This window comes from Ruegeria sp. CDSB114, assembly GCF_059611025.1.
Map to the genome: position 1 here is coordinate 1 of NZ_JBXWOT010000008.1, position 21,716 is coordinate 21,716.

The following is a 21,716-nucleotide window of genomic DNA, read 5'->3' on the forward strand; positions in this document are numbered from 1 at the left end:
CCAATCTCCTGAATCGGCTTCTTCTTCGCCTCACGCGCAATTTCGATGTCAGATTTATAGCTCATTGGGTTTCGGTCTCCCTGCATAAAATAGGCCAATAGTATTCCAACCAGAACGGCAAAGAGCCGAGCCAGATTCGCATATATTTTTCTTTAAAGTAAATATTTATTCCCTAGGGTCAATATGCGAGTTTAACACTCCCTGAAAGTGCTACTCGATTCATCGTTAGGAAACAGAGGCTGGCCACAGCGATCAGGCGTATCTTTTCCGACCCGCGCTGAGACCAAGCAACCAATCTTCAACGATGCGCTGCTCTGGGAAAGCTTTGTGAAGAGGCCTTTTTAACAGGTAGTATCCGGACTGTGTTCGCACTGATGCGCCCAGAACCGGTCTGACCAAAGTGCCGCTTTCAAGCAAAGGATCAACAAGATGGGCCCAACCCAATGCAATTCCCAGTCCATCGACAGCTGCTTGCACTGACAACGGATAGGTATTGAACTCCACTGCCTGTTCCATCGAGGACGTCGATACCCCATTGCCGCTGAACCAAGTGCGCCATGTCATCCACTCTGCATGGCCACTGGCCACTTCAATAAGGTCCAGTTCCGGCAGCGCAGATATATCTGCCGCTTTGGGGTTGCTCTTGAGATACTCTGGGCTGCAGACCGGAAATACGGTTTCTCCGAACAAAAGCTGTGCCTCGTATCCCGGCCAATCGCCATCTCCACGCAGGATCGTCAAGTCCATCGAATCCGACAGGCACTCTGCGTCGCTGTCAGAAGAGACCAGCGAAATACGGATGCGGCCATTTGATTTGTTGAACTTGCGAAGTTGCGGCATCAGCCAAAGAGAAGCGACAGAGTTGGTGGCGGAGATCGATACCGTGTTGGCCTGATGTTTGGCCAGCATATCCCGGCTGACATCCCGCATCAGGTCCAGCGACTTCTCCACGGTTGCCAGCAGGATGGCCCCTTGTTGGGTAAGCGAAACAGATCGGTGCCCTCGCACAAACAACGGCACATCATAGTGTTGCTCTAGCAACCGCACTTTGCGGCTGATCGCCGTTTCAGAGATGTTCAGAACCTTACTGGCCTGCGCAAAGCTCTGCGCCTTTGCGGCAGCTTCAAACGCCAACAAATAGTCGAGCGGTGGAAGGACTTTCCCTGTGACTGAAGTTTTCTTTGGCATTTCAGAGCGGATTCCCGAACTGGACGTTATAGCGATCGAAAAACATTTGGCCTCATCTGCTGGCAATCGATCAGGCAACTAATTGTTAAGATAGCAAAAAGTCGGGTTAGCCTCAAGAATTTATAGCCAAAGACCCTCAAATTTCTGTTCTGCGTCTGGGGCGATTCTGCGCAGAATGCACAAATTCGGGGCCGGAAGAGTCCACAACCTAAAAAATGAACATCACTCAGGGAGCAAACATGAAACTTACAAACCTCCTTTCTGCTGCAACTTTGGCAGCAGTAGCGGGAACAGGGGCGACTGCAGAAGACAGCAGCGACCCGATCGTGATCCCAATTCACAATTGGTCCAGCCAGATCGTGATGTCGAACGTTGTCGGCCTGATCTTTGAAGAGATGGGCAACAACGTCGAATACGTCACCACCGACAGCCAGGCGGTCTATGAATCGGTGCGCCTGGGCGATGTGGCGTTGGAGATGGAAGTCTGGGAAGGCGCGTTTGGCGCGTCCTACAGGGCGGCATTGGAAAAAGGTGGCCTGCATGACGCAGGCGATCATGACGCCGTTACACGTGAGGATTGGTGGTATCCCATGTGGACCAAGGAATCCTGCCCGGGCCTGCCAGATTGGAATGCATTGAACGACTGCGCACACCTGTTCGCGACAGCCGAAACCGGCGACAAGGGTCGGTATCTGGATGGTCCAGTTGACTGGTTGAAGCATGGTAAAGAACGCGCCGAAGCACTTGATCTGAACTTTACCGTGATCAATGCGGGTTCCGCCGCAGCCCTTTGGGCCGAGATTGGCGCGGCTGAGGCCGACAAAACGCCGGTACTGGTTTTTAACTGGACGCCAAACTTTGCCGAAGCCGTCTGGCCTGGTGAGTTCGTTGAGTTCCCAGCATGGGAAGACGGATGCGACAAAGACCCAGCCAAGGGTCCTAACCCGAATGCGTTGTATGATTGCGGCAACCCCGCCAAAGGTTACCTGAAAAAGGCAGCCTGGGATGGTATGAAAGACAAATGGCCGGCCGCGTATTGCGCCCTGACAGAGATTTCTTTCACCAATCCGCAGATTGCCGAGATGGCGAAGCTGGTCGATACTGATGAGCTTGAACCGGAAGAAGCCGCCGAAGAATGGCTGGACGCCAACCGCGCTGTCGTCGATCCTTGGATCAGTTCCTGCAGCTCATAATCCCGGCTACATCCACCGAAACTGGCGCGGCCTTGACCATCTGATCGATGCAAGGCCGCGCTCAACAAGAAAGTTAGGCAGCCATGTCCGCCACAGCGCCTGTCATCTCAGCCAAAAATGTATGGAAACTGTTTGGGCCCTCGCCAGAGAGCTACCTGAAGTCCATGCCCGCTGGCCGCGGTTTTGATGAAATCCGTGCAGATGGTTATATCGCCGGTGTCAAGGATGTCTCGATTGAGGTTGGCCGTGGCGAAATGCTGGTCATCATGGGTTTGTCAGGGTCAGGCAAGTCGACGCTGGTACGTTGCTTTTCGCGCCTGCACGACATTACAGGTGGAACGATTGAGGTTGACGGTCAGGACATCATGAGCCTGAGCGAGCGCGATCTGATTGAATTGCGCAGAAACAAGATGGGCATGGTGTTTCAGTCTTTCGGACTGCTGCCACATCGCACGGTTTTGGACAACGTGGCCTTTCCGTTGGAAATGCGCGGACAAGATCGTCATGATCGGCGCGAGCGCGCGCTGGAAGTCATTAAGTTGGTGGGCCTTGAAGGTCGGGAAGAATACTTCCCACGGGAATTGAGCGGCGGCCAACAGCAAAGAGTGGGAATCGCCCGGTCGCTCGCCATTGAACCCGATATCTGGTTTCTGGACGAGCCATTCTCGGCGCTTGATCCACTGATCCGCCGCGAAATGCAGGATGAATTCCTGCGATTGCAAGAGATGCTGGGCAAAACCATCGTTTTCATCACGCATGATTTTGACGAAGCGCTACGTCTGGCAGACCGGATTGCAATCATGCGCAACGGCGCGGTCGAACAATGTGACACCCCCGACAAGATTGTGATGAACCCTGCCACCGAGTACGTGGCCAAGTTTACCGAAGATGTCAACAAGGCCCGGGTCGTACATGCCAAAGGCCTGGCAAAACCTGTGAACGGTCATGCCTTGGAGGGCGCACCAATCAATGGTGGATCAACCATTCACGAGCTGGCGCGAGTTCTTGTCAACGATAACCGCATTCTTTTGCCGGTGGCGGATGACAAAGGCGTTGTCACCGGTGTTTTGGAACGTGACGCCGCATTGAATGTTCTGCTTGGAGCTGAATGATGGCGGCGCTGTCCACCGAAGTACCGGACACTTCAGACGGGACGTGGGGAAAAACCAGAGTCCTGACTACACTGCTGGCCGCCGCCTTCGTGCTGATCGTTGCCAAAGCTGTCGGAGTTCTGCCCGAATGGCTAAACCGCATCCCCGAAGCCGCGATTCCGCCGACGGCGCAGGTTCTGGATGCAGTCTTCTACTTTATCCAAAATGATCTTGGCCTGATCTATGTCACACGATTTATCGCCGAAGGTCCGCTTGAGTTCCTGCTGGATACGTCAGCGAACCTTCTGGAAGGCAAGCGCCGTTGGCCCAATCTAGGCCCGATCCCATGGTCCGCAATCGCCGCAGTGGCAGCCGTCGTCGGCTACGCCGTAGGTGGTTGGCGTCTGGCCGCATTAGGCGCGGGAACCTTCATCTGGACGGCCGCGATCGGGCAGTGGAAGATCGCCATGCAGACGATGTCTGTCATCGTGGTTGCCGCACCGCTGGCGTTTCTTTTGGGCTTGATACTGGGCATCGCCGCCTGGAAATACCGCTGGTTCGAGCGGATGCTGAAACCCATGCTGTCCGTGCTGCAAACCCTGCCCTTCTTTACGTATCTCTTGCCAGCAGTGATCTTTTTTAAGGTCGGACCGACAGCTGGGGCCGTCGCAACAATTACTTTTGCCATCCCGCCGATGATCCTGATGACCACTCTGGGCTTGAAAAAAGTCAGCCCCGAAGTGATCGAAGCAGGCCAGATGTCTGGATGTACCAAATGGCAGATGTTGCGCCACGTCTACGTTCCAGCCGCGCGGACCGAGGTTCTGGTCGGCGTCAATCAGGTGATCATGTTGTGTCTTGCGATGGTTGTTCTGACCGCCTTTATCGGAATGCCCGGTCTTGGCGCGAAACTGCTGGCGATGATGGGTAGTTTCAAGCTGGGCCGTTCTTTCGAGATTGGCGTAACCATCGTCCTTCTGGCTGTCACGTTGGATCGGATGTCAAAGGCCTGGGTCGTCAAACAGCCAGTGCACTTCGAACGCGGCACCCCATGGTGGAAGCGCCACCAGATTTCGCTGGTCGCACTGGGTCTGTTTGTTGGGTTCACTCTGCTGTCTCAGGTCTTCCCGATCCTGGCCGAAATTGGCCGCAAGCAGCATCTAAGCCAGGGCAAGGAAATCGACGTGGTTATCAAGTCGTTCCTGGCCATCGACATGATCAAAGGGACAACCGAATGGTTGCGCTGGTTTCTGAACGTCAAGGTTCTGATTCCATTCCGGAATACGCTACTCGCCATTCCAACTCCCGCGTTCATCCTGCTGGTTGTTTCCTTTGCTTATTGGGTTGGTGGCCGAAAGCCCGGCATCTACGCAGCAGTCTTCTTTACGATTGTCGCGTTTTCGGGCTGGTGGGATCGGTCGGTTATCACTTTGTATACCGTGATCTCGGCCGTTGCGCTGGCAACCATGATCGGTATCCCCCTGGGCGTTGTCGCTGCGCGGTCCGCGCGTTGGTCCAAGAGCATTTTGCTGGCTTGCGACACTGCGCAAACCTTCCCAAGCTTCATTTACTTGATCCCTGCGATCATGTTGTTCGGGGTCAATGATGTCGCGGTTGTGTTCTCGATTCTGATCTTCGCCGCCGTCCCGCTGATCCGGTACACCATTATTGGCCTCAGCAACGTGCCGCCGGAAATGACCGAGGCAGCAGATATGTCCGGCTCGACCCGCCGGCAAAAACTCATGTCGGTTCAGTTCCCTCTGGCGCTGCCAACTATGGCGGTCGGGTTTAATCAAGCCATCATGTTCGCCTTCTTCATGGTCATTATCGCGGCCTTCATTGGAACGCAGGATCTGGGGCAGGAACTTCAACGAACTCTGGCAGGTACCGAACTGGGCAAGAACTTTGTGCTCGGCATGAATGTCTCGCTGATGGCGCTTACCTTCGACATGGCGATCAGCAGCTGGGCTGATCAGCGCAAAAAGCGGTTGGGGCTCGACTAAGATGGCACTACAGCAGAGCGCACGCACCGTTATCCGCTTCGATGACCCCGGATTTGTCCGGATGCGAATGGACGGCCTGCCCGATGCGCAGGTCTGGTGGAAGAATATCAGTTTCGATGAAGAAACCGGACAAGGCAGCTATCTGATGAAGATGGCGCCAGGCACACGTTCGAACCCTCATGTCCATTACGGGCCGGAAGAGTTCTTTGTGCTTGAGGGCGATCTGACCGACCACGACGGGTTTCGATATCGCAGCGGCGATTTTGTCAGCCTTGCTGCCGGGTTCAGCCACTATTCGCGAACCGAGGCGGGATGCCTCTTGGTGGTCACCCATCGCGGTGCAACCGAAGCCATTCAGGAAAACACACTATGAATGTGAAGCCGGTCTTCGAAGTTCCATTCGAACGCAGCGGGGTTCTGGCCCCCGGCCTTCCGATCCTGCCGCATGGAACGGAACGCCACCCGATCCCCGGAATGGGGTCGCGCGCGGTACCGGTGTCCAAGGGCGATACCATCACGCTGCTGGATCGCGATGGGATGCAACCGGCTGAGATGGTCTTCTTTTCCCCTGACCGAAGCTCCGATGCAGCCATGCTGGGCACACAGGGGCATGGACGGCCCGAAGGTTTGATCGCAACCCTCGCAAATGGATCAGCATCTGGCAAAAAAGTTCTGCGTGCATTGGAAATCGCGGGCTTCGACATCGGAAAAGGCGACGCAATCCGGGCATTCGCTGACGGGTCACGCCCCGGCGACATGGTGCATTTCGTGGCAGAAAGCGATGGTCTTTTGATTGTCGCTGCACCAGGCAAGGCTATGCGCCCCGAGGACAACAACCCTCCTACGGATATCATCTTGTACATCCAGCGCTCAGCGCCCGGATTGGAAAAGCCCGATGTCGGACCGCCCGATCCGCTGGCCGATCCGCTTAAGGATTTCAATATTCAGCCGGGAAATGCGCACTCATATGAAGTGAAGGCCGGTGAATTCATCCAGATCGTCGATATTCGTGGCCGAGAGTGTTCCGATTTTCAGGCATTCAGCCGCCGCGCACTGGATCAGGGGATCGAGCGTGAAATCGACCCGACAACAACACGCAGCCTGATGGGCAGCTTGTATCCTCAACCCGGGATTTTCTCAAAGTACTGGTCAGTAGATCAAGAGCCCCTGATCGAAATCGTTCAAGATACCTGTGGGCGCCATGACACGTTCGGTCTGGCCTGTACGGCGCGATATTACGAAGACCTTGGTTATCCCGGCCATGTGAATTGTTCGGACAATATCAACAAGGATCTGGACCAATATGGCATCAAGCCGCGCGGTGGCTGGCCAGCGATCAACTTCTTTTTCAACACGATGCTGGATGACACCAACGCCATTGGCATGGACGATCCGTGGTCGCGACCCGGTGACTTCGTCCTGCTGCGCGCCCTGACCGATCTGGTTTGCGTCAGCACGGGCTGTCCCTGCGATATCGACCCGGCAAATGGCTGGAATCCAACAGACATTCAAGTGCGAACCTATAAGGCGACCGAGGATTTCAAGCGGTCCTATGGCTATAGAAAATCTGCGGAGGCGGATGTGGAAGAAACTAAGAAAACAGCATTTCACGACTGCTTTGCACGGCACACCCGTGATTTCGTCGAATACAATGGCTATTGGCTGCCCAACACGATGACCAATCATGGCGCGATTGCCGAATATTGGGCTTGCCGGGACAAGGTTGCTGTCATGGACCTCAGCCCGCTGCGCAAATACGAAGTCGTGGGACCTGACGCCGAAGAACTGATGCAGCTTTGCGTGACCCGCAACATGAAAAAACTGAGCGTTGGTCAGGTCGTTTATACCGCCATGTGCTATGAGCACGGCGGTATGATCGACGATGGCACCGTCTACCGGTTGGGTGAGACGAACTTCCGCTGGATCGGTGGGAATGACACCAGCGGGTTGTGGCTGCAGGAACAGGCGCTCAAACGCAATATGAATGTCTGGGTGCGCAACTCTACGGACCAGTTGCACAACATTGCAGTTCAGGGGCGGCATAGCCGCGACATACTTTCCAAGATATTCTGGACACCGCCTCAGCAACCAACGATCGACGAACTGCCGTGGTTCCGGCTTTCGGTCGCGCGGGTTGGTGATGTGCAGGGGACTTCTGTTGTAATTTCTCGGACCGGCTATTCCGGAGAGCTTGGGTATGAAATCTTCTGCCATCCCAAGGATGCCGTCGAAATCTTTGATCGTGTCTGGGAGGTGGGCCAAGAGTATGGCATTGCGCCTCTGGGCCTGGCCGCATTGGACATGTTGCGGATCGAGGGCGGTCTGATCTTTGCCGGGTCGGAATTCGACGATCAGACCGATCCGTTCGAGGCCGGCATCGGCTTTACTGTGCCGCTGAAATCAAAGGACGACGACTTCATCGGGCGGGCGGCGATAGAGGAGCGCAAGGTCCACCCACACCGCAAACTGGTTGGATTTGAGATCGAAGGGGGTACGGTCCCCTCACCCGGTGACTGCGTGCGCGTTGGGAAAGCGCAGGTCGGAGAGATTACCAGCGCGATGAAATCACCCATCCTCGGCAAGGTCATCGCTTTGGGTCGGATTTCGGTTACCCATGCCATCGTTGGAGCGGACATCGAAATCGGGCAGCTGGACGGCCAACAAAAGCGGTTGAAAGCCAAGATCGTGCCATTCCCGCATTTCGATCCAACAAAGGAACGTGTGAAGGGAATGTACGCAGAAGCGACGGTTCCGAACGCTGCAGAATAGCCACGGTGGTGTGACATTAACTTCTACCCGACCAAGGAATGCTGATGCTCGGACCTCATGCAATTCGAGTGGTGGCATTCCAGGTCAAATGCCTCTGGGCAGTGATATCGGATTGTTAAGGCTGAGCGGTCGGCCACGAACCACTGCAAGCCTTATTGCTTGGGTACCAATCAAAATAGTCTTTTGCTTCAGTGAGCTTTCGAACGCGTGGCTTTGCGCGCTTCCCGAGTGTGCCACTGAGATTTTGAAACAACAAATTGGATCCGCTGAAATGCCCTGCGGCATCGCCAACAAAGCGTTTCTACCGGATAGCGTAACATGTAGGGGCTAATTCCACTTGTCCCGTCACAGAATTCATCCGCAAAAATTATGAAGTCCATGCCGCATTCGCGAGCAAGCTTGGTGAGAATGCTAACCCACCGCCAAACGGTCCTGCATCCTGTCCGAGGCCATCGCGGACAGAGCGACCATTGTTGCGGCTGTTCCCAGAACCATTGCCAAACCACCGATCTGGTAAGTGAGGCCAGACAGCACTGTGCCCAGCAATCGGCCGGCCGCGTTGGCCATGTAATAGAAACCGACATCCATCGTGACCCGCTCGGCCTGAGAAAAGGACAGGATCAGATAGGAGTGCAGCGAGGAGTTCACGGCAAAGATCACTCCAAAGATCAGCAAGCCGATCACCAGCGTAATGGTCAGCCAAGTGGCGGGCCCCGAGGATAAGGCCACAGCGACGGTCAGGGCGGCAGGCACGCAGAACAGGGCTACGGCCCAATCGCGCGCGGCGCGGATCAATTGGGGCTCGGACCGGTCAGAGGCGCGCAGGATCTTCGGGGCGCTGGCCTGAACTGCGCCGTATAGGATGATCCAGGCCGCCATGAATGTCCCGATCATGAAAAAGGCCGCTCGGTTCCCGGTTTCGGACCCGTCGGAAAGCACCGCATAGAAATAGATCGGAATCCCGACCACAAACCACACATCGCGCGCGCCAAACAGAAACAGGCGGGACAGGCACAGCCAGTTGATATTGGGGGATTTCGAAAAAACCTCAGAGAATTTTGCGCCTTTACGCCCTTTGGGCAGGCCCGGCGGCATGAATAGAACAACCGCGATCATGATGACGCCCAGCACCATAGCCATGGCCAGCACCGCCCAGTTAAAGCCAAACGTGGCCAGCAGACCTGCACCCAGCAAAAAGCCCAGCCCTTTGACCGCGTTCTTGGACCCGGTCAGCAGGGCAACCCAGCGAAACAGGCCGCCATCCTCGGTCGGGGCCAGCAGTTTCACGGCGGATTTCGAAGACATCTTGGCCAGATCCTTGGCCACGCCGCTGGCACCCTGAACGATCATGACAAAGGCCACTTTGGCAGGAATTGCCCAATTAGGGTCTAGTTGTGTCAGCAACAGCAACGCCCCCACCTGCAGGCCAAGCCCCGCATAGAGCGTCGAGGTCAACCCGAACCGAGCCGCAATCCAGCCCGCCGCCAGATTGGTGCCGATACCGGCAATTTCATACAGAACAAACAGATAGGCCAGCTGGACCGGCGAGAAGCCCATCGTATGAAAATGCAGCAGCACCAGCATACGAAGCGCGCCGTCGGTCAGCATGAATGCCCAATAGGCTGCCGTGACCGCGATATAGGCCGACAAACCTTCGGGCCGCTGGGTCACAGCGCGGCTCCGACCATGAGCGCGACGTCGACCAGACGGTGCGCGTATCCCATCTCATTGTCATACCAGGCGTAGATCTTTACCTGGGTGCCGTTCACCACCATGGTCGACGGGGCATCGATGATCGAGGAGCGCTGGTCATTGGTATAGTCTGTCGAGACCAGAGGGCGGGTCTCATAGCCCAGAATACCCTTCAAATCTCCATCGGCGGCTTCTTTGAAAAACGCGTTGACCTCTTCGACGGTTGTTTCCCGCTCCACTTCGAACACGCAATCGGTCAGCGAGGCATTCAGCAGCGGCACCCGGACCGCGTGGCCGTTCAACCGGTCTGTCAGCTCGGGGTAGATCAAGGTGATTGCCGTGGCCGAGCCGGTGGTGGTTGGGATCAGCGAATTCAGGGCCGAGCGCGCGCGGCGCAGGTCTTTGGCGGGTCGGTCCACGATGGTCTGCGTATTCGTCACATCATGGATCGTGGTCATCGACCCGTGCCGAATGCCCAGATTTTCGTGGATCACCTTGACCACCGGCGCCAGGCAGTTGGTGGTGCAGGACGCAGCCGTCACGATGTGATGCGCGCTCGGATCATATGTACCTTCGTTCACGCCCATCACGATATTGGCGGTCGGGCCATCCTTGACCGGTGCCGAGACGACAACCTTCCTGACGCCTGCATCAAAATATGGCGCCAGCTTGGTCTCGGTTTTGAAGGCGCCGGTGCAGTCAATCACCACGTCGACCCCGTCCAGTGGCAGCGCGTTCAGGTCGCGGGTACCGACAAACGGCAAGCGCATACCCTCTATGGCGACGCTGTCTTTGTCATAGTCAAAATCTGCTTCCCAGCGGCCATGAACCGTGTCGAATTCCAGCAAATGAGCGTGCATTTCTGGATCACCGATCCCGTCGTTGATCCAGGCAATCTTTGCGCCTTTCTCCAATAGTGGTTTCAGGGCCAGCTTGCCCATCCGGCCAAGGCCATTCACGGCGTAGGTTGTCATGTCATGTCCTCGTCAGATGTTCTGGCAATATCGTCGACAGCAGATTGCAACGCGATCCGGTCGAGGCTTTCGACCGGCAGCGAGGTAAAGGCCTCGATCCTGCGCCTGAGCGAACCATAGGCGTTCTGGAAGGCCAGGCTTTTTTCAGCCTTCGTGCCTGTCGCCATGACCGGGTCGACCACGCCCCAGTGACCGCTGATCGGCTGGCCATCCCATGCCGGGCATTCCTCATTCGCGGCCTGATTGCAGACGGTAAAGACAAAATCCATCTCGGGCACGTCAGAGGCGGCAAATTCTGACATATGTTTCGAGCGCAGAGCCGAAACATCATGCCCTTTGTCCTTAAGGACCTGCACCGCTATAGGGTTGAGCCCGGATGAAGGCTGCGTTCCCGCAGAATATGCGTTGAAACGCTCACCCGCCAGCGCGCGAAGGATAGATTCAGCAAATATCGAACGGGCGGAATTGCCAACGCACAGGAAAAGAACGTTATATTTTCGGTCCGCTGATCTGTCGCTTTCCCAGCCTGACGGGATACAGATTTCGGGGCGTCCGCGGCAGCAGTCGTTCAGTAAGTAATCCAGCATCTGCTGCACATTCTGCATCTCGATCGAGTAGAGCAAAGAGGTACCAGACCGATTCTGCCGGACCAGCCCCGCCTGTCGCAACGCGTTCAGATAGTTCGATAATGTGTTGGGCTTGATCCCCAGCCCCAAGGCAAGCTCTCCGGCCGGGACAGCGTCAGGAAAGCGTCGCATCAACATGCGAAACACTGAAAGCCGTTGCGGGTGACCCAAAGTCGCCAGTTGTTCTGTTGCTATAATATCCATATTTCATGAAATATGGAAATATATAACTACAGTCAACCCGGTTCCGATTTCCAGTGCGCGCCGGACTCTCAATGAACGGTGATAACAAAATGCGGAAACAGGTGCTTCTGAGGTCATGAAACCCGGGGTTTCACCGCTTGCAAGCACCCGCACGAGGGTTTAAACGAGCCTCGCTTGCCTCAATAGCTCAGCTGGTAGAGCAGGTCCTTCGTAAGGACAAGGTCGGGGGTTCGAGTCCCTCTTGAGGCACCATTTAATTTCAGAGGTCAGCAGAAATCGCAACCACTTGAACGTAAAGTGATTTCCGCACTTCGAAGGGCTTTGTCCCGTCAACTTGCCGTTTGGTTTCTCACACCCGCTATTGGACGAAGGTGACATCGAAGAAGCCATCGCCGATCAGCTACAATCGCCACGGATCTCCTCGGCAGATCATCGCACATGCGGTGTGGCTATACGTTCGCTTCAATCTGATCCTGCGTAACGCCTTGGTGTTATGTAAAAAGTGGTGAGCCGTGCAGGATTCGAACCTGCGACCCACTGATTAAAAGTCAGTTGCTCTACCAACTGAGCTAACGGCCCACTCTTTTGTTTGGATCCTTTGGATCCGTGGCGCTCTGTAAGGCATTTTCCCGACTGGGTTCAAGACCTTATTTCACACCTCGTTACGCCTGTAGTTTCTTTCGAAACGGCGTCCCGATAGGCGGCCTACTTAGGCAGGTGGCGCAAGGGGGTCAACCCCTTTTTTCACGAATCTGCGCCACAGGGTGGATTCCCATCCGCAGCAACGTTATATGCCCGCCATGCAAGGAATTCAGAACACCGGATTGCCCTTTATGAAGATGCATGGGCTGGGCAATGACTTTGTCATTGTGGATGCGCGCGCGCATGAGGTCGGGGTGACTCCAGCCTTGGCCCAAGCCATTGGGCATCGGCAATTTGGGGTCGGCTTTGATCAGCTCGCCGTCATCGAAAATGGCGTATCAGATGCCCATCTGGTGTTCTACAACGCCGATGGCTCGACCTCGGCCGCCTGTGGCAATGCCACCCGCTGTATCGCGCGGTTTCTGATGGAGGAAACCGGCAAACAGACCCTGACCCTGACCACCGAGCGGGGAACGCTGTATGCAAGCGATGCGGGGGACGGGCTGACTTCGGTTAATATGGGACTGCCGCAGCTGAACTGGCACGAGATTCCATTGACCGAAGACGTGGACACCTTGGAACTGCCGATCGAAGGCGCCCCATCCGCCACCGGCATGGGAAACCCGCATTGCACCTTCTTTGTCGACAATGCCGAGGCGATTCCGCTGGCAGAGTTCGGCGCACGGTATGAATATCATCCGCTCTATCCAGAACGGACCAATGTACAAGTGGCACAGCTGATCGGTCCGGATCATATCCGCATGCGCGTATGGGAACGGGGCGTTGGCATCACCCTGGCCTCTGGCTCTTCGTCCTGCGCAACGGCCGTGGCCGCAGCCCGGCGCGGCCTGACCGGACGCAAGGTTCAGATCGAGCTGGACGGCGGCACGATTTGGATTGATTGGCGCGACGATGGCGTCTGGATGACCGGCCCTACCGCCCATGTCTTCTCAGGCATGCTGACGCCGGAATTCCTGAGGTCGCTGGGATGAACCCGCCCAAATTCACCACGCTGGGCTGCCGCCTGAACGCCTATGAGACCGAGGCGATGAAAGAGCTGTCGCAACAGGCCGGTCTGACCGATGCGGTGGTGGTGAATACCTGCGCCGTGACCGCCGAGGCAGTGCGCAAGGCCCGGCAGGAAATCCGCAAACTGCGCCGCGAAAACCCGAATGCCCGGCTGATTGTGACCGGCTGCGCCGCGCAGACAGAACCGCAGACCTTTTCCCAGATGGAAGAGGTCGATGCCGTCATTGGCAACACTGAAAAGATGCGACCCGAAACCTGGAAAGGCATGGCGGCGGATTTCATTGGTGAAACCGAGGCCGTCCAGGTTGATGACATCATGTCGGTTACCGAAACCGCTGGCCACCTGATCGATGGGTTTGGCACTCGTTCCCGCGCCTATGTACAGATTCAGAATGGCTGTGACCACCGCTGTACCTTCTGCATCATCCCATATGGCCGCGGTAATTCGCGCAGCGTCCCCGCGGGCGTTGTTTTGGACCAGATCAAGCGTCTGGTCGATAAGGGCTATAATGAGGTCGTTCTGACCGGCGTCGACCTGACCTCATGGGGGGCTGACCTGCCTGCCCAGCCAAAGCTGGGTGATCTGGTTATGCGCATCCTCAAACTGGTGCCTGATTTGCCGCGCCTGCGGATCAGCTCGATCGATTCGATCGAGGTCGATGAAAACCTGATGCAGGCTATTGCCACAGAACGCCGCCTGATGCCTCACTTGCATCTGTCGCTGCAGCATGGCGACGATCTGATCCTGAAGCGGATGAAACGCCGCCATTTGCGTGACGATGCGATCCGCTTTACCCAAGAGGCCCGCGAGCTGCGCCCTGAGATGACCTTTGGCGCTGACATCATAGCCGGTTTTCCGACCGAGACCGAGGCCCATTTCGAAAACTCGCTAAGGCTGGTTGCCGATTGCGATCTGACATGGCTGCATGTCTTCCCCTACTCCAAACGCGAGGGCACGCCCGCGGCCAGAATACCGCAGCAGGTCAACGGCAATGTCATCAAAACCCGCGCCGCCCGCCTGCGCGCCGCTGGCGAGGCGCAGGTTACCAAACACCTGACCGCTCAACTCGGCAAAACCCATCACATCCTGATGGAGACCCCCCATATGGGCCGGACCGCGCAATTCACCGAAGTCACATTCAATACCCCTCAACCCGAAGGGCAAATCGTGACCGCGACGATCACCGGCCGCTCGGATACGCAGCTCAGCGCCTGATCCGCCTCTTCATCTGGCCAAAAAATACCTCGGGGATGAATTGGCCGCAGGCCAAGAAGGGGCTGGCACCTTCCACCCCCAAGCAACAAAAAAACCCCCGCTGCCAGTGGCGCGGGGGTTTCTAACTTTTCTGAATAGGCGCTTAGTGTTTCTTCTTGCCTTTAACGCCTGCCCACAGACGCTTGTTGACCAGGTACAACAGGACCGACAGAAGCGTCAGGAAGACAACACCGACAAAGCCCGAATACTTACGCTCCATCATCTTCGGTTCAGCCGTCCACATCAGGAAGGCTGCAACGTCTTCCGACATATGCTCGACGTCATTTGCGTGGCCATCGGCAAACTCGACCTGCTCATCCGAAAGCGGGGGCGCCATCGAAATCCAACCACCGGGGAAGGCGGTGTTTTCGTACAGAACCGTTCCCGCTTCTTCCTTTTCGTGGCCGGTATAACCATCCAGCAACGAGGCGATGTATTCCGGGCCGCCCATGCCGTTGACCAGCTGGTTGATCCCCAGACCGTAAGGGCCGTGGAAACCGGCACGCGCCTTGGCCATCAGGCTCAGGTCGGGTGCGCCAACGCCATCATTGGCGGGGAAATGGTCAACGGGTTTAGCCGGGCGGAAATCGTCCAGCTCGGGGTCGAACACTTCAAAGTTGCCCGCCGCATAGGCGGTGACTTCGTCTTCCGAATAGCCCAGCGCTTCGAGGTCACGCAGAGGCACATAGCGCAGGCCGTGACAGGCCGCGCAAACCTCGGTGTAAATCTGCAGGCCGCGCTGCAACTGGTGTTGATCCCAGGTTCCGAACGGGCCTTCGAATGAGAATTGGAAGTCCTCGATATGCTGTTCGCCTCCGCCTGCCGCGTTAGACGCGACAGGAGCAAGTGCGATAGCAAACGCGGCACCGATTGCAAGTTTCTTGAACATGTTTCCGGTCCCTCTTCTTACTCGGCCGGCGTGGCATCGGCGTCAGCCTTGCCATAATGCGCGTTGAAGTCTTCTTCGATGGTTTCCGGCTGTGCATCGGGTTTTTCGATGACACCCAGAACCGGCAGGATCACGAAGAAATAGCCGAACCAGTAGGCCGATGCGATTAACGAGAAAGTCGCATAGGGCTCTTCTGCGGGCATCGCACCCAGCCACATCAGGGCAAAGAAGTCGACGATCAGCAGGTAGAACCACCATTTGAACATCGGCCGGTATTTACCCGAACGTACGGTCGACGTGTCCAGCCACGGCGCCAGAGCCATAGCCAGGATCGCACCAAACATCGCCAGAACACCAAAGAACTTGGCGTCAATGATGCCGCCGGTGATGAAGCTGGCGAATTGAACAACCCAGACCTCGCCGGTAAAGGCACGCAGGATCGCGTAGAACGGCAAGAAGTACCATTCGGGCACGATATGTGCCGGTGTTACCAGCGGGTTGGCTTCGATGTAGTTATCCGGGTGGCCCAGATAGTTCGGCATGAAACCAACAATCGCCCAGAACACAACCAGGATGACCGCCAGTGCGAACAGGTCCTTGATCACGAAGTAAGGCCAGAAGGGCAGCGTGTCTTTCTCGGCCTCGGCTTTCGAACCGCGGCGAACCTCAACACCTGTCGGGTTGTTGTTGCCGGTGGTGTGGAAAGCCCAGACATGCACGATGACCAGCGCCGCAATTACAAAGGGCAGCAGGTAGTGCAGCGAGAAGAAGCGGTTCAGCGTGGCGTTGTCCACAGCCGGTCCGCCCAGCAGCCAAGTCTGGATCGCGTCACCCACAAACGGGATCGCACCAAACAGGCCGGTGATCACGGTCGCACCCCAGAAGGACATCTGACCCCAGGGCAGAACATAGCCCATAAAGGCAGTGCCCATCATACAGAGATAGATCAGCATCCCAATGATCCACGTAACCTCGCGCGGGGCTTTGTACGAGCCATAGAACAGGCCGCGGAAGATGTGGATGTATACCGCGACAAAGAACAGCGATGCGCCGTTCATGTGCAGATACCGCAGCATATAGCCGCCATTCACGTTGCGCATGATGTGCTCGATGCTAGCAAAGGCCAGATCAACATGCGGAGTGTAGTGCATCACCAGAACGATACCGGTGACAATTTGCAGGACCAGGCAAAACGCCAGGACGATGCCCCAGATCCACCACCAGTTCAGGTTCTTGGGGGTTGGGATCATCAGGGTGTCATAGATCAGGCCGACGATGGGCAGGCGGCTGTTCAGCCACTTTTCGCCACTTGTCTTCGGCTCATAGTGATCGTGGGGAATTCCGGACATCTGGGTCTCCCTTAGCCGAGTTTGATGGTGCTGGCGTCCGTCCACTCAGCGGGCGGAACGGGCAGGTTTTCAGGTGCAGGACCTTTGCGGATACGGCCAGCCATATCGTAATGCGAGCCGTGGCAGGGGCAGAACCAGCCGCCAAAGTCACCAGCATCGCCCAGCGGGACACAACCGAGGTGAGTACAGACGCCCATCTGGACGATCCAGGCACCGGCCGCTTCGCCTTCCGGCGACGGCATCACGCGGTTTGCATCCGTGGCCGGTGCATCAGCATTCAGATTGAAGTTACGGGCCAGCGGGTCAGGCAGGGCATCCACGCCATCGGCGTCCTGCTTCTGCGCTTCGTCGATTTCGACACCGGTGCGGTGACGGATGAACACGGGTTTGCCCAACCATTTGACGGTCAGCTGGGTTCCGGGCTCGACACCGCTCACATCCACGCGGATCGAGGACAGCGCCTGAACGTCTGCCGAGGGGTTCATTTGGTTGATCAGGGGCCATACGGCTGCACCCGTCGCAACGACACCTGCGCCGCCTGCGACGTAGTAGAGGAAATCTCTGCGGGTGCCTTCGTGGTCTTCTGCGTGGGACACGAGGTTTTCTCCGATTCCGGCGCCCGGCAATACCGGGCAAACATGCATCAGCACCGCATCAAAGCGGCGTCTCATCGCGGCTATCTATCCGGGAGAAATCGGTTCGTCCAGCGGTCATAGGCGCGCACTACGCCGCATCTTGGCATTCATGTCACAACGAAAGGCGTTTTTTTCAAGGGATGGGCCGGATTACCCGTGAACGTTTGCCCTGCCGCGCGGGTGGTACAGGGAGTGATTCGGATGGCAACCAGGCAACGAAAACACCCTCACAACACAGAACCGAAGACTGTTGATCGGCGAAAATCTGCAAAATTCTGACCTGATTTTGCCACGCAAAAATCCACTTCGATTGAATCTACCTTGGTAAAAATAATGAGTTAAAAATAGATATTTTTCAACACACTAGATGAGTCTCAATTCGATTGCACATTTGGCTGGAATGTCCCAAGGGCCTGTAACAGGACCAACCTTAGCGGGATTTTTCCATGCCAAAGCTTTTTACAGCCACTCTGACCTTCGCCCTGACTCTTTCATCGCAATCCTTCGCCGCCGGCGATCCGGCAAAGGGGGAAAGCCTCTACAATCGGTGCTCTTCGTGCCATGCAATTATCAAAGATGGAAAAGTTCTGGTCAAAGGCGGCATCACCGGGCCGAATCTCTATGGGGTCGTAGGCCGGGTGGCCGGAACAGAAACCGATTACCTGAACGGAAGCGAACGCCTACCAATCGGGATGTACACCGATGACATGATCCGTGCAGGCCAGGAAGGGCTGGTCTGGACACAGGAAAACATCGTCGAATATTCGCAGGACCCGATTGTTTTCCTGAGGGATTATCTGGATGACGAAACCGCCCGTCCGAACATGAGCGTCAAACTGAAAAAAGGGGCTGAGGATGTCGCCGCTTATCTGGCGACCTTCAGCAACTGACCAGCCCGTCCGCTCACCTAGACCGCATGAGCGCGGCGAGGTGAGTGGTCTCGCTTCCGAACCCGTCTACCGCCACATGATCTGCGGCGGCTAGACGGACATCGTCCGGCTTGTTCTGGTTCAGCTTCCAGGTGCCCTGAATGTCATCTACCTGCAACTTGCAGGGCACAATCATGCGCATCATCTTGTCCAGAGTCTCCGCGCTCATCTTGCTGGCGCTCCAGGGTGGCTTGGGGTTCAACCGGCGCTCATAAAAATCCGACTGACGATCGAGTAAATCGCGCAACGCGTCCTGCGGAAGAAGCGAAAGCGTTCCGGTCAGGTGCACCGCCACATAGTTCCAAGTGGGCACCTGATCCTCAATCCCGTACCAGTCGGGCGAGATATATCCGTCAGGCCCCGATACAGCGATTCGAACCGTGCGCGGTTCATTCAATGCCCGGACGATCGGATTGGACCGCACCAGATGCAGCGAGGCTTCTGCGCCATCTTCTGACAACAGAAACGGCACATGGCTAAGCAAAGGCCCTTGGTCCGCTGACAAAGCCAAAACACCAAATGCGCGCTCGCGCGCAAAAGCAATATGACGGTCACGATCCTCGGCGCGGAAGGCGGGATTGGGGTGCATTGCGGTCCTCCTGCAAAAGCTCTTGCAGAACCGCGCACCTATTGGCAAGGTGCGCCTCGTTCTCAGGGCGGGGCGGAATTCCCCACCGGCGGTATGCGGGCGATAACCCGTAAGCCCGCGAGCGGCCCCTTTTCGGGGTGTCAGCAGATCTGGTGAGAGGCCAGAGCCGACGGTTACAGTCCGGATGAAAGAGAACGTGCAGTGTGCCGGTAACCCCGCGCGCCTGCTCGTGATCGCCTTGGGTGACGTGTCATGTCGTGCTGGCAGCGAAAAGTGGGAACCGGTTTTCGCAACCGCCAGCAGACCACCAAACCGGAAGGAGATCTTGATGACACACACCCGTTATGCGTTTGTTAAGGCCAGCTGGCATGCCGATATTGTCGACCGTGCACTCGACGGGTTTCTGGAATTGATACCCGCCGATCAGGTGGACGTGTTCGACGTTCCAGGCGCGTTCGAAATGCCCCTGCTGGCCCGCGATCTTGCCCAGACTGGGCGCTATGCAGCTGTGACCTGCGCGGCCTTTGTGGTGGATGGCGGCATCTACCGGCATGATTTCGTGGCGCAAGCTGTGGTCGATGGGCTGATGCGCGCAGGTCTGGATACCGGTGTTCCGGTTCTGTCTGTTTCGCTGACGCCGCACCAGTATCAAGAGACGGACCACCACAATACCATCTACCGCGCGCATTTCGTGGATAAGGGGCGCGAGGCGGCACAGGCGGCGTTGAAAATCACCGCCATGCGGACGCAGCTGTCCTCGGCGGCTTGACCGGAAAGGGTTGGGGTGCTGGGCCCCAACCGCAAATCCGCTTGAGGCTACGGGCCTTGCCCGCTAATCACGATGCTCAGAAGGAGCACGCCTTATGTCGATGAACAGCTTTGGCCATCTTTTCCGCGTCACCACCTGGGGTGAAAGCCACGGGCCCGCCTTGGGTGCCACTGTTGATGGCTGCCCGCCGGGGGTGACCATCGACGCAGAGGTGATCCAGCACTGGCTGGACAAGCGCAAACCAGGACAGAATAAATACACCACCCAGCGGCGCGAGCCCGATCAGGTGAAAATCCTGTCCGGCGTGTTCGAAGGGCAGACGACCGGAACTCCGGTCCAGCTGATGATCGAGAACACCGATCAGCGGTCAAAAGACTACGGCGATATCATGGAAAAGTTCCGCCCGGGCCATGCTGATATCACCTATTGGCAAAAATACGGTATCCGCGATTATCGCGGCGGTGGCCGCAGTTCGGCGCGCGAAACCGCCTCGCGCGTTGCCGCCGGGGGCCTGGCCCGCGAAGCGATCAAGCAGATCGCGCCGAATGTGCAGATCACCGGGTACATGACCCAGATCGGCCCGCATAAGATCGACCGCACGAATTTCGATTGGTCACAGATTGAACAGAACCCATTCTGGACGCCCGATGCGACAGCCGCTGAAGATTGGGCCGCCTATTTAGACGGGTTACGCAAGTCCGGCAATTCGGTCGGAGCAGTGGTTGAGGTCGTTGCGCGTGGTGTCCCTGCCGGGATTGGTGCGCCAGTTTATGCCAAGTTAGACACTGATCTGGCCGCCGCGATGATGTCGATCAACGCTGTCAAAGGTGTTGAGATCGGCGAAGGCATGGCCGCCGCTGAACTGACCGGCGAGGCCAATGCCGATGAAATCTTCATGGGGCAGAATGGCCCGCAATACAGCTCGAACCACGCAGGCGGCATACTGGGCGGGATTTCGACCGGGCAGGATATAGTCGTACGCTTTGCGGTCAAACCGACCTCGTCGATTCTGACCACGCGCAAAACGATCACCAAGTCTGGAGAAGAGACCGAGATCATCACCAAAGGCCGCCATGACCCTTGTGTCGGCATCCGTGCGGTTCCGGTTGGCGAAGCGATGATGGCTTGCGTAATCCTTGACCACCTGCTGTTGCACCGGGGTCAGATCGGCGAGAACCGTGGCCATATCGGCTGAGCTGCGCACCCGGCTGCGCGGCATCGTCGCACAGCGCATGAAAACAGATCCTGCCCATGATCTGGCGCATCTGGATCGCGTTTGGATCAATGTACAGGCCATCGCGGACACGCAAGCAGATATTCGGGTTCTGCTTGCGGCAAGCTATCTTCATGACCTGGTCAACTTGCCCAAAGATGACCCCGACCGCCACTTGGCCTTACGCCGGTCTGCTGCTGAGTCAGAGCCTATTCTGGAGGAATTGACGTTTTCACGACCCGAGATCGACGCCATCCAGCACGCCATTGCTGCACACAGTTTCTCGGCCGGGATACCGCCAGAAACACCCGAGGCCCGCTTCCTACGCGATGCAGATCGGCTTGATGCACTGGGGGCCATCGGCATTGCGCGCACCTTCGTAGTGGCTGGCGCATTGGGGCGCGACTTGTATGACGCCGAGGATGCCTTTGCCCGCGCCCGTGATCTGAACGATCAGCAATTCTCGATTGACCACTGGAAGGTCAAACTGTTGAGCCTGCCGGCAGACATGCTGACGCCCAACGGGCGCGAATTGGCACAGGCGCGTGTGGCACGGATGATCCGGTTTCTTGAGGCGTTCAGCGAAGAGATCGGCCAACCCCTGCCCGACACGTGGAAATCTGCCTGATTGGTACAATCCAATCGTTGATCTTTCGCAGTCAAAGGCTCAGGTTCCC

19 protein-coding genes, 2 tRNA genes, 1 pseudogene and 1 riboswitch are annotated in these 21,716 nt (G+C 56.8%); of the genes and pseudogenes, 13 read left to right on the forward strand and 9 right to left on the reverse strand.

Going from position 1 to position 21,716, the window contains the following annotated elements; translation table 11 throughout:
- Positions 1-252 precede the first annotated feature (252 nt).
- Complete coding sequence (locus tag AC2FIP_RS15750; RefSeq protein ID WP_496694612.1) at positions 253-1,188, reverse strand: LysR substrate-binding domain-containing protein; 936 nt, start codon at positions 1,186-1,188, stop codon at positions 253-255.
- A 239-nt stretch (positions 1,189-1,427) separates the two neighbouring features.
- On the opposite strand from AC2FIP_RS15750, the gene AC2FIP_RS15755 reads away from it, so the two are divergent.
- The 5 genes from AC2FIP_RS15755 (at position 1,428) to AC2FIP_RS15775 (ending at position 8,244) form a co-directional block, all read left to right on the forward strand.
- Positions 1,428-2,381: an ABC transporter substrate-binding protein gene (locus AC2FIP_RS15755; protein ID WP_271951752.1), complete on the forward strand. Its 954-nt coding sequence runs from the start codon at positions 1,428-1,430 to the stop codon at positions 2,379-2,381.
- 83 nt (positions 2,382-2,464) lie between these two features.
- Complete coding sequence (locus tag AC2FIP_RS15760; RefSeq protein WP_496787149.1) at positions 2,465-3,493, forward strand: quaternary amine ABC transporter ATP-binding protein; 1,029 nt, start codon at positions 2,465-2,467, stop codon at positions 3,491-3,493.
- The gene (locus tag AC2FIP_RS15765; RefSeq protein WP_271951749.1) at positions 3,493-5,475 is read left to right on the forward strand and encodes an ABC transporter permease; all 1,983 of its coding nucleotides are present in this window, start codon (positions 3,493-3,495) and stop codon (positions 5,473-5,475) included. The genes AC2FIP_RS15760 and AC2FIP_RS15765 overlap by 1 nt, the downstream gene beginning before the upstream one ends.
- A gap of 1 nt (position 5,476) precedes the next feature.
- Positions 5,477-5,848, forward strand: a complete 372-nt coding sequence (locus AC2FIP_RS15770; protein WP_496787150.1) for a cupin domain-containing protein — start codon at positions 5,477-5,479, stop codon at positions 5,846-5,848.
- Entirely contained in the window at positions 5,845-8,244 is a 2,400-nt protein-coding gene (locus AC2FIP_RS15775; RefSeq protein WP_496787151.1) for a trimethylamine N-oxide demethylase, read from the forward strand. Before AC2FIP_RS15770 ends, AC2FIP_RS15775 begins: the two co-directional genes overlap by 4 nt.
- A 411-nt stretch (positions 8,245-8,655) precedes the next feature.
- On the opposite strand, the gene arsJ is transcribed toward AC2FIP_RS15775, so the two are convergent.
- The 3 genes from arsJ to AC2FIP_RS15790 are packed head-to-tail and all read right to left on the reverse strand — an operon-like array spanning position 8,656 to position 11,740.
- Entirely contained in the window at positions 8,656-9,915 is a 1,260-nt protein-coding gene (arsJ, locus tag AC2FIP_RS15780) for an organoarsenical effux MFS transporter ArsJ (RefSeq protein WP_496699570.1), read from the reverse strand.
- Complete coding sequence (locus AC2FIP_RS15785; protein ID WP_496787153.1) at positions 9,912-10,910, reverse strand: ArsJ-associated glyceraldehyde-3-phosphate dehydrogenase; 999 nt, start codon at positions 10,908-10,910, stop codon at positions 9,912-9,914. The genes arsJ and AC2FIP_RS15785 overlap by 4 nt, the downstream gene beginning before the upstream one ends.
- Positions 10,907-11,740 carry an arsenate reductase/protein-tyrosine-phosphatase family protein gene (locus AC2FIP_RS15790; protein WP_281973705.1) on the reverse strand — a complete coding sequence of 278 codons (834 nt, stop codon included), beginning with the start codon at positions 11,738-11,740 and terminating at the stop codon, positions 10,907-10,909. Before AC2FIP_RS15790 ends, AC2FIP_RS15785 begins: the two co-directional genes overlap by 4 nt.
- Before the next feature lie 176 nt (positions 11,741-11,916).
- Here AC2FIP_RS15790 and AC2FIP_RS15795 point away from each other — a divergent pair.
- Together AC2FIP_RS15795 and AC2FIP_RS15800 are read left to right on the forward strand one after the other, a co-directional pair.
- Positions 11,917-11,992 (forward strand) — tRNA-Thr (locus tag AC2FIP_RS15795).
- 143 nt (positions 11,993-12,135) lie between these two features.
- Positions 12,136-12,219: pseudogene (locus tag AC2FIP_RS15800) on the forward strand (IS6 family transposase); the annotation flags it as partial.
- 24 nt (positions 12,220-12,243) lie between these two features.
- Here the strand turns inward: AC2FIP_RS15800 and AC2FIP_RS15805 are convergent.
- A tRNA-Lys gene (locus tag AC2FIP_RS15805) sits at positions 12,244-12,319 on the reverse strand.
- A gap of 212 nt (positions 12,320-12,531) precedes the next feature.
- Here AC2FIP_RS15805 and dapF point away from each other — a divergent pair.
- Both dapF and mtaB read left to right on the forward strand, forming a co-directional pair.
- Positions 12,532-13,374: a diaminopimelate epimerase gene (gene dapF / locus AC2FIP_RS15810; protein ID WP_496787155.1), complete on the forward strand. Its 843-nt coding sequence runs from the start codon at positions 12,532-12,534 to the stop codon at positions 13,372-13,374.
- Positions 13,371-14,627, forward strand: a complete 1,257-nt coding sequence (gene mtaB, locus AC2FIP_RS15815) for a tRNA (N(6)-L-threonylcarbamoyladenosine(37)-C(2))-methylthiotransferase MtaB (protein ID WP_496787156.1) — start codon at positions 13,371-13,373, stop codon at positions 14,625-14,627. The genes dapF and mtaB overlap by 4 nt, the downstream gene beginning before the upstream one ends.
- A gap of 142 nt (positions 14,628-14,769) precedes the next feature.
- Here mtaB and AC2FIP_RS15820 read toward each other — a convergent pair whose 3' ends face one another.
- Genes AC2FIP_RS15820 through petA form a run of 3 tightly spaced genes read right to left on the reverse strand, consistent with a single transcriptional unit; the run spans position 14,770 to position 17,500 of the window.
- Positions 14,770-15,555, reverse strand: coding sequence for a cytochrome c1 (locus AC2FIP_RS15820; protein ID WP_142640228.1), 786 nt, complete (start codon positions 15,553-15,555; stop codon positions 14,770-14,772).
- Positions 15,556-15,572: 17 nt separating this feature from the next.
- The gene (gene petB / locus AC2FIP_RS15825) at positions 15,573-16,904 is read right to left on the reverse strand and encodes a cytochrome b (RefSeq protein ID WP_142640230.1); all 1,332 of its coding nucleotides are present in this window, start codon (positions 16,902-16,904) and stop codon (positions 15,573-15,575) included.
- Between the two features lie 11 nt (positions 16,905-16,915).
- A complete protein-coding gene (petA, locus tag AC2FIP_RS15830; RefSeq protein ID WP_142640296.1) occupies positions 16,916-17,500 on the reverse strand; it encodes a ubiquinol-cytochrome c reductase iron-sulfur subunit in 585 nt (194 codons plus the stop codon).
- Between the two features lie 485 nt (positions 17,501-17,985).
- Between petA and AC2FIP_RS15835 the strand changes: the two genes are divergently transcribed.
- A complete protein-coding gene (locus tag AC2FIP_RS15835; RefSeq protein WP_496692653.1) occupies positions 17,986-18,429 on the forward strand; it encodes a c-type cytochrome in 444 nt (147 codons plus the stop codon).
- Positions 18,430-18,442: 13 nt separating this feature from the next.
- On the opposite strand, the gene AC2FIP_RS15840 is transcribed toward AC2FIP_RS15835, so the two are convergent.
- The gene (locus AC2FIP_RS15840) at positions 18,443-19,057 is read right to left on the reverse strand and encodes an FMN-binding negative transcriptional regulator (RefSeq protein WP_496787157.1); all 615 of its coding nucleotides are present in this window, start codon (positions 19,055-19,057) and stop codon (positions 18,443-18,445) included.
- Positions 19,058-19,111: 54 nt separating this feature from the next.
- A riboswitch (FMN riboswitch) is annotated at positions 19,112-19,257 on the forward strand.
- A 128-nt stretch (positions 19,258-19,385) separates the two neighbouring features.
- On the opposite strand from AC2FIP_RS15840, the gene AC2FIP_RS15845 reads away from it, so the two are divergent.
- The 3 genes from AC2FIP_RS15845 (at position 19,386) to AC2FIP_RS15855 (ending at position 21,667) form a co-directional block, all read left to right on the forward strand.
- Positions 19,386-19,826 (forward strand): 6,7-dimethyl-8-ribityllumazine synthase, encoded by a 441-nt coding sequence (locus tag AC2FIP_RS15845; protein WP_142640236.1) that lies wholly within the window; start codon positions 19,386-19,388, stop codon positions 19,824-19,826.
- Between the two features lie 94 nt (positions 19,827-19,920).
- A complete protein-coding gene (gene aroC, locus AC2FIP_RS15850) occupies positions 19,921-21,021 on the forward strand; it encodes a chorismate synthase (protein ID WP_271951712.1) in 1,101 nt (366 codons plus the stop codon).
- Entirely contained in the window at positions 21,005-21,667 is a 663-nt protein-coding gene (locus AC2FIP_RS15855) for an HD domain-containing protein (RefSeq protein ID WP_496787158.1), read from the forward strand. Before aroC ends, AC2FIP_RS15855 begins: the two co-directional genes overlap by 17 nt.
- The last annotated feature ends 49 nt before the right edge of the window (positions 21,668-21,716 follow it).

Excerpts from the sequence above, each read along its gene's own strand:
- AC2FIP_RS15785 (WP_496787153.1), bottom strand. The coding sequence starts at position 10,910 with ATGACAACCTACGCCGTGAATGGCCTTGGCCGGATGGGCAAGCTGGCC.
- aroC (WP_271951712.1), top strand. The coding sequence starts at position 19,921 with ATGTCGATGAACAGCTTTGGCCATCTTTTCCGCGTCACCACCTGGGGT.
- dapF (WP_496787155.1), top strand. The coding sequence starts at position 12,532 with ATGCCCGCCATGCAAGGAATTCAGAACACCGGATTGCCCTTTATGAAG.
- AC2FIP_RS15835 (WP_496692653.1), top strand. The coding sequence starts at position 17,986 with ATGCCAAAGCTTTTTACAGCCACTCTGACCTTCGCCCTGACTCTTTCA.
- AC2FIP_RS15755 (WP_271951752.1), top strand. The coding sequence starts at position 1,428 with ATGAAACTTACAAACCTCCTTTCTGCTGCAACTTTGGCAGCAGTAGCG.
- AC2FIP_RS15845 (WP_142640236.1), top strand. The coding sequence starts at position 19,386 with ATGACACACACCCGTTATGCGTTTGTTAAGGCCAGCTGGCATGCCGAT.
- AC2FIP_RS15760 (WP_496787149.1), top strand. The coding sequence starts at position 2,465 with ATGTCCGCCACAGCGCCTGTCATCTCAGCCAAAAATGTATGGAAACTG.
- mtaB (WP_496787156.1), top strand. The coding sequence starts at position 13,371 with ATGAACCCGCCCAAATTCACCACGCTGGGCTGCCGCCTGAACGCCTAT.
- petB (WP_142640230.1), bottom strand. The coding sequence starts at position 16,904 with ATGTCCGGAATTCCCCACGATCACTATGAGCCGAAGACAAGTGGCGAA.
- AC2FIP_RS15750 (WP_496694612.1), bottom strand. The coding sequence starts at position 1,188 with ATGCCAAAGAAAACTTCAGTCACAGGGAAAGTCCTTCCACCGCTCGAC.
- AC2FIP_RS15840 (WP_496787157.1), bottom strand. The coding sequence starts at position 19,057 with ATGCACCCCAATCCCGCCTTCCGCGCCGAGGATCGTGACCGTCATATT.
- AC2FIP_RS15765 (WP_271951749.1), top strand. The coding sequence starts at position 3,493 with ATGGCGGCGCTGTCCACCGAAGTACCGGACACTTCAGACGGGACGTGG.
- AC2FIP_RS15775 (WP_496787151.1), top strand. The coding sequence starts at position 5,845 with ATGAATGTGAAGCCGGTCTTCGAAGTTCCATTCGAACGCAGCGGGGTT.
- AC2FIP_RS15790 (WP_281973705.1), bottom strand. The coding sequence starts at position 11,740 with ATGGATATTATAGCAACAGAACAACTGGCGACTTTGGGTCACCCGCAA.
- AC2FIP_RS15820 (WP_142640228.1), bottom strand. The coding sequence starts at position 15,555 with ATGTTCAAGAAACTTGCAATCGGTGCCGCGTTTGCTATCGCACTTGCT.
- AC2FIP_RS15770 (WP_496787150.1), top strand. The coding sequence starts at position 5,477 with ATGGCACTACAGCAGAGCGCACGCACCGTTATCCGCTTCGATGACCCC.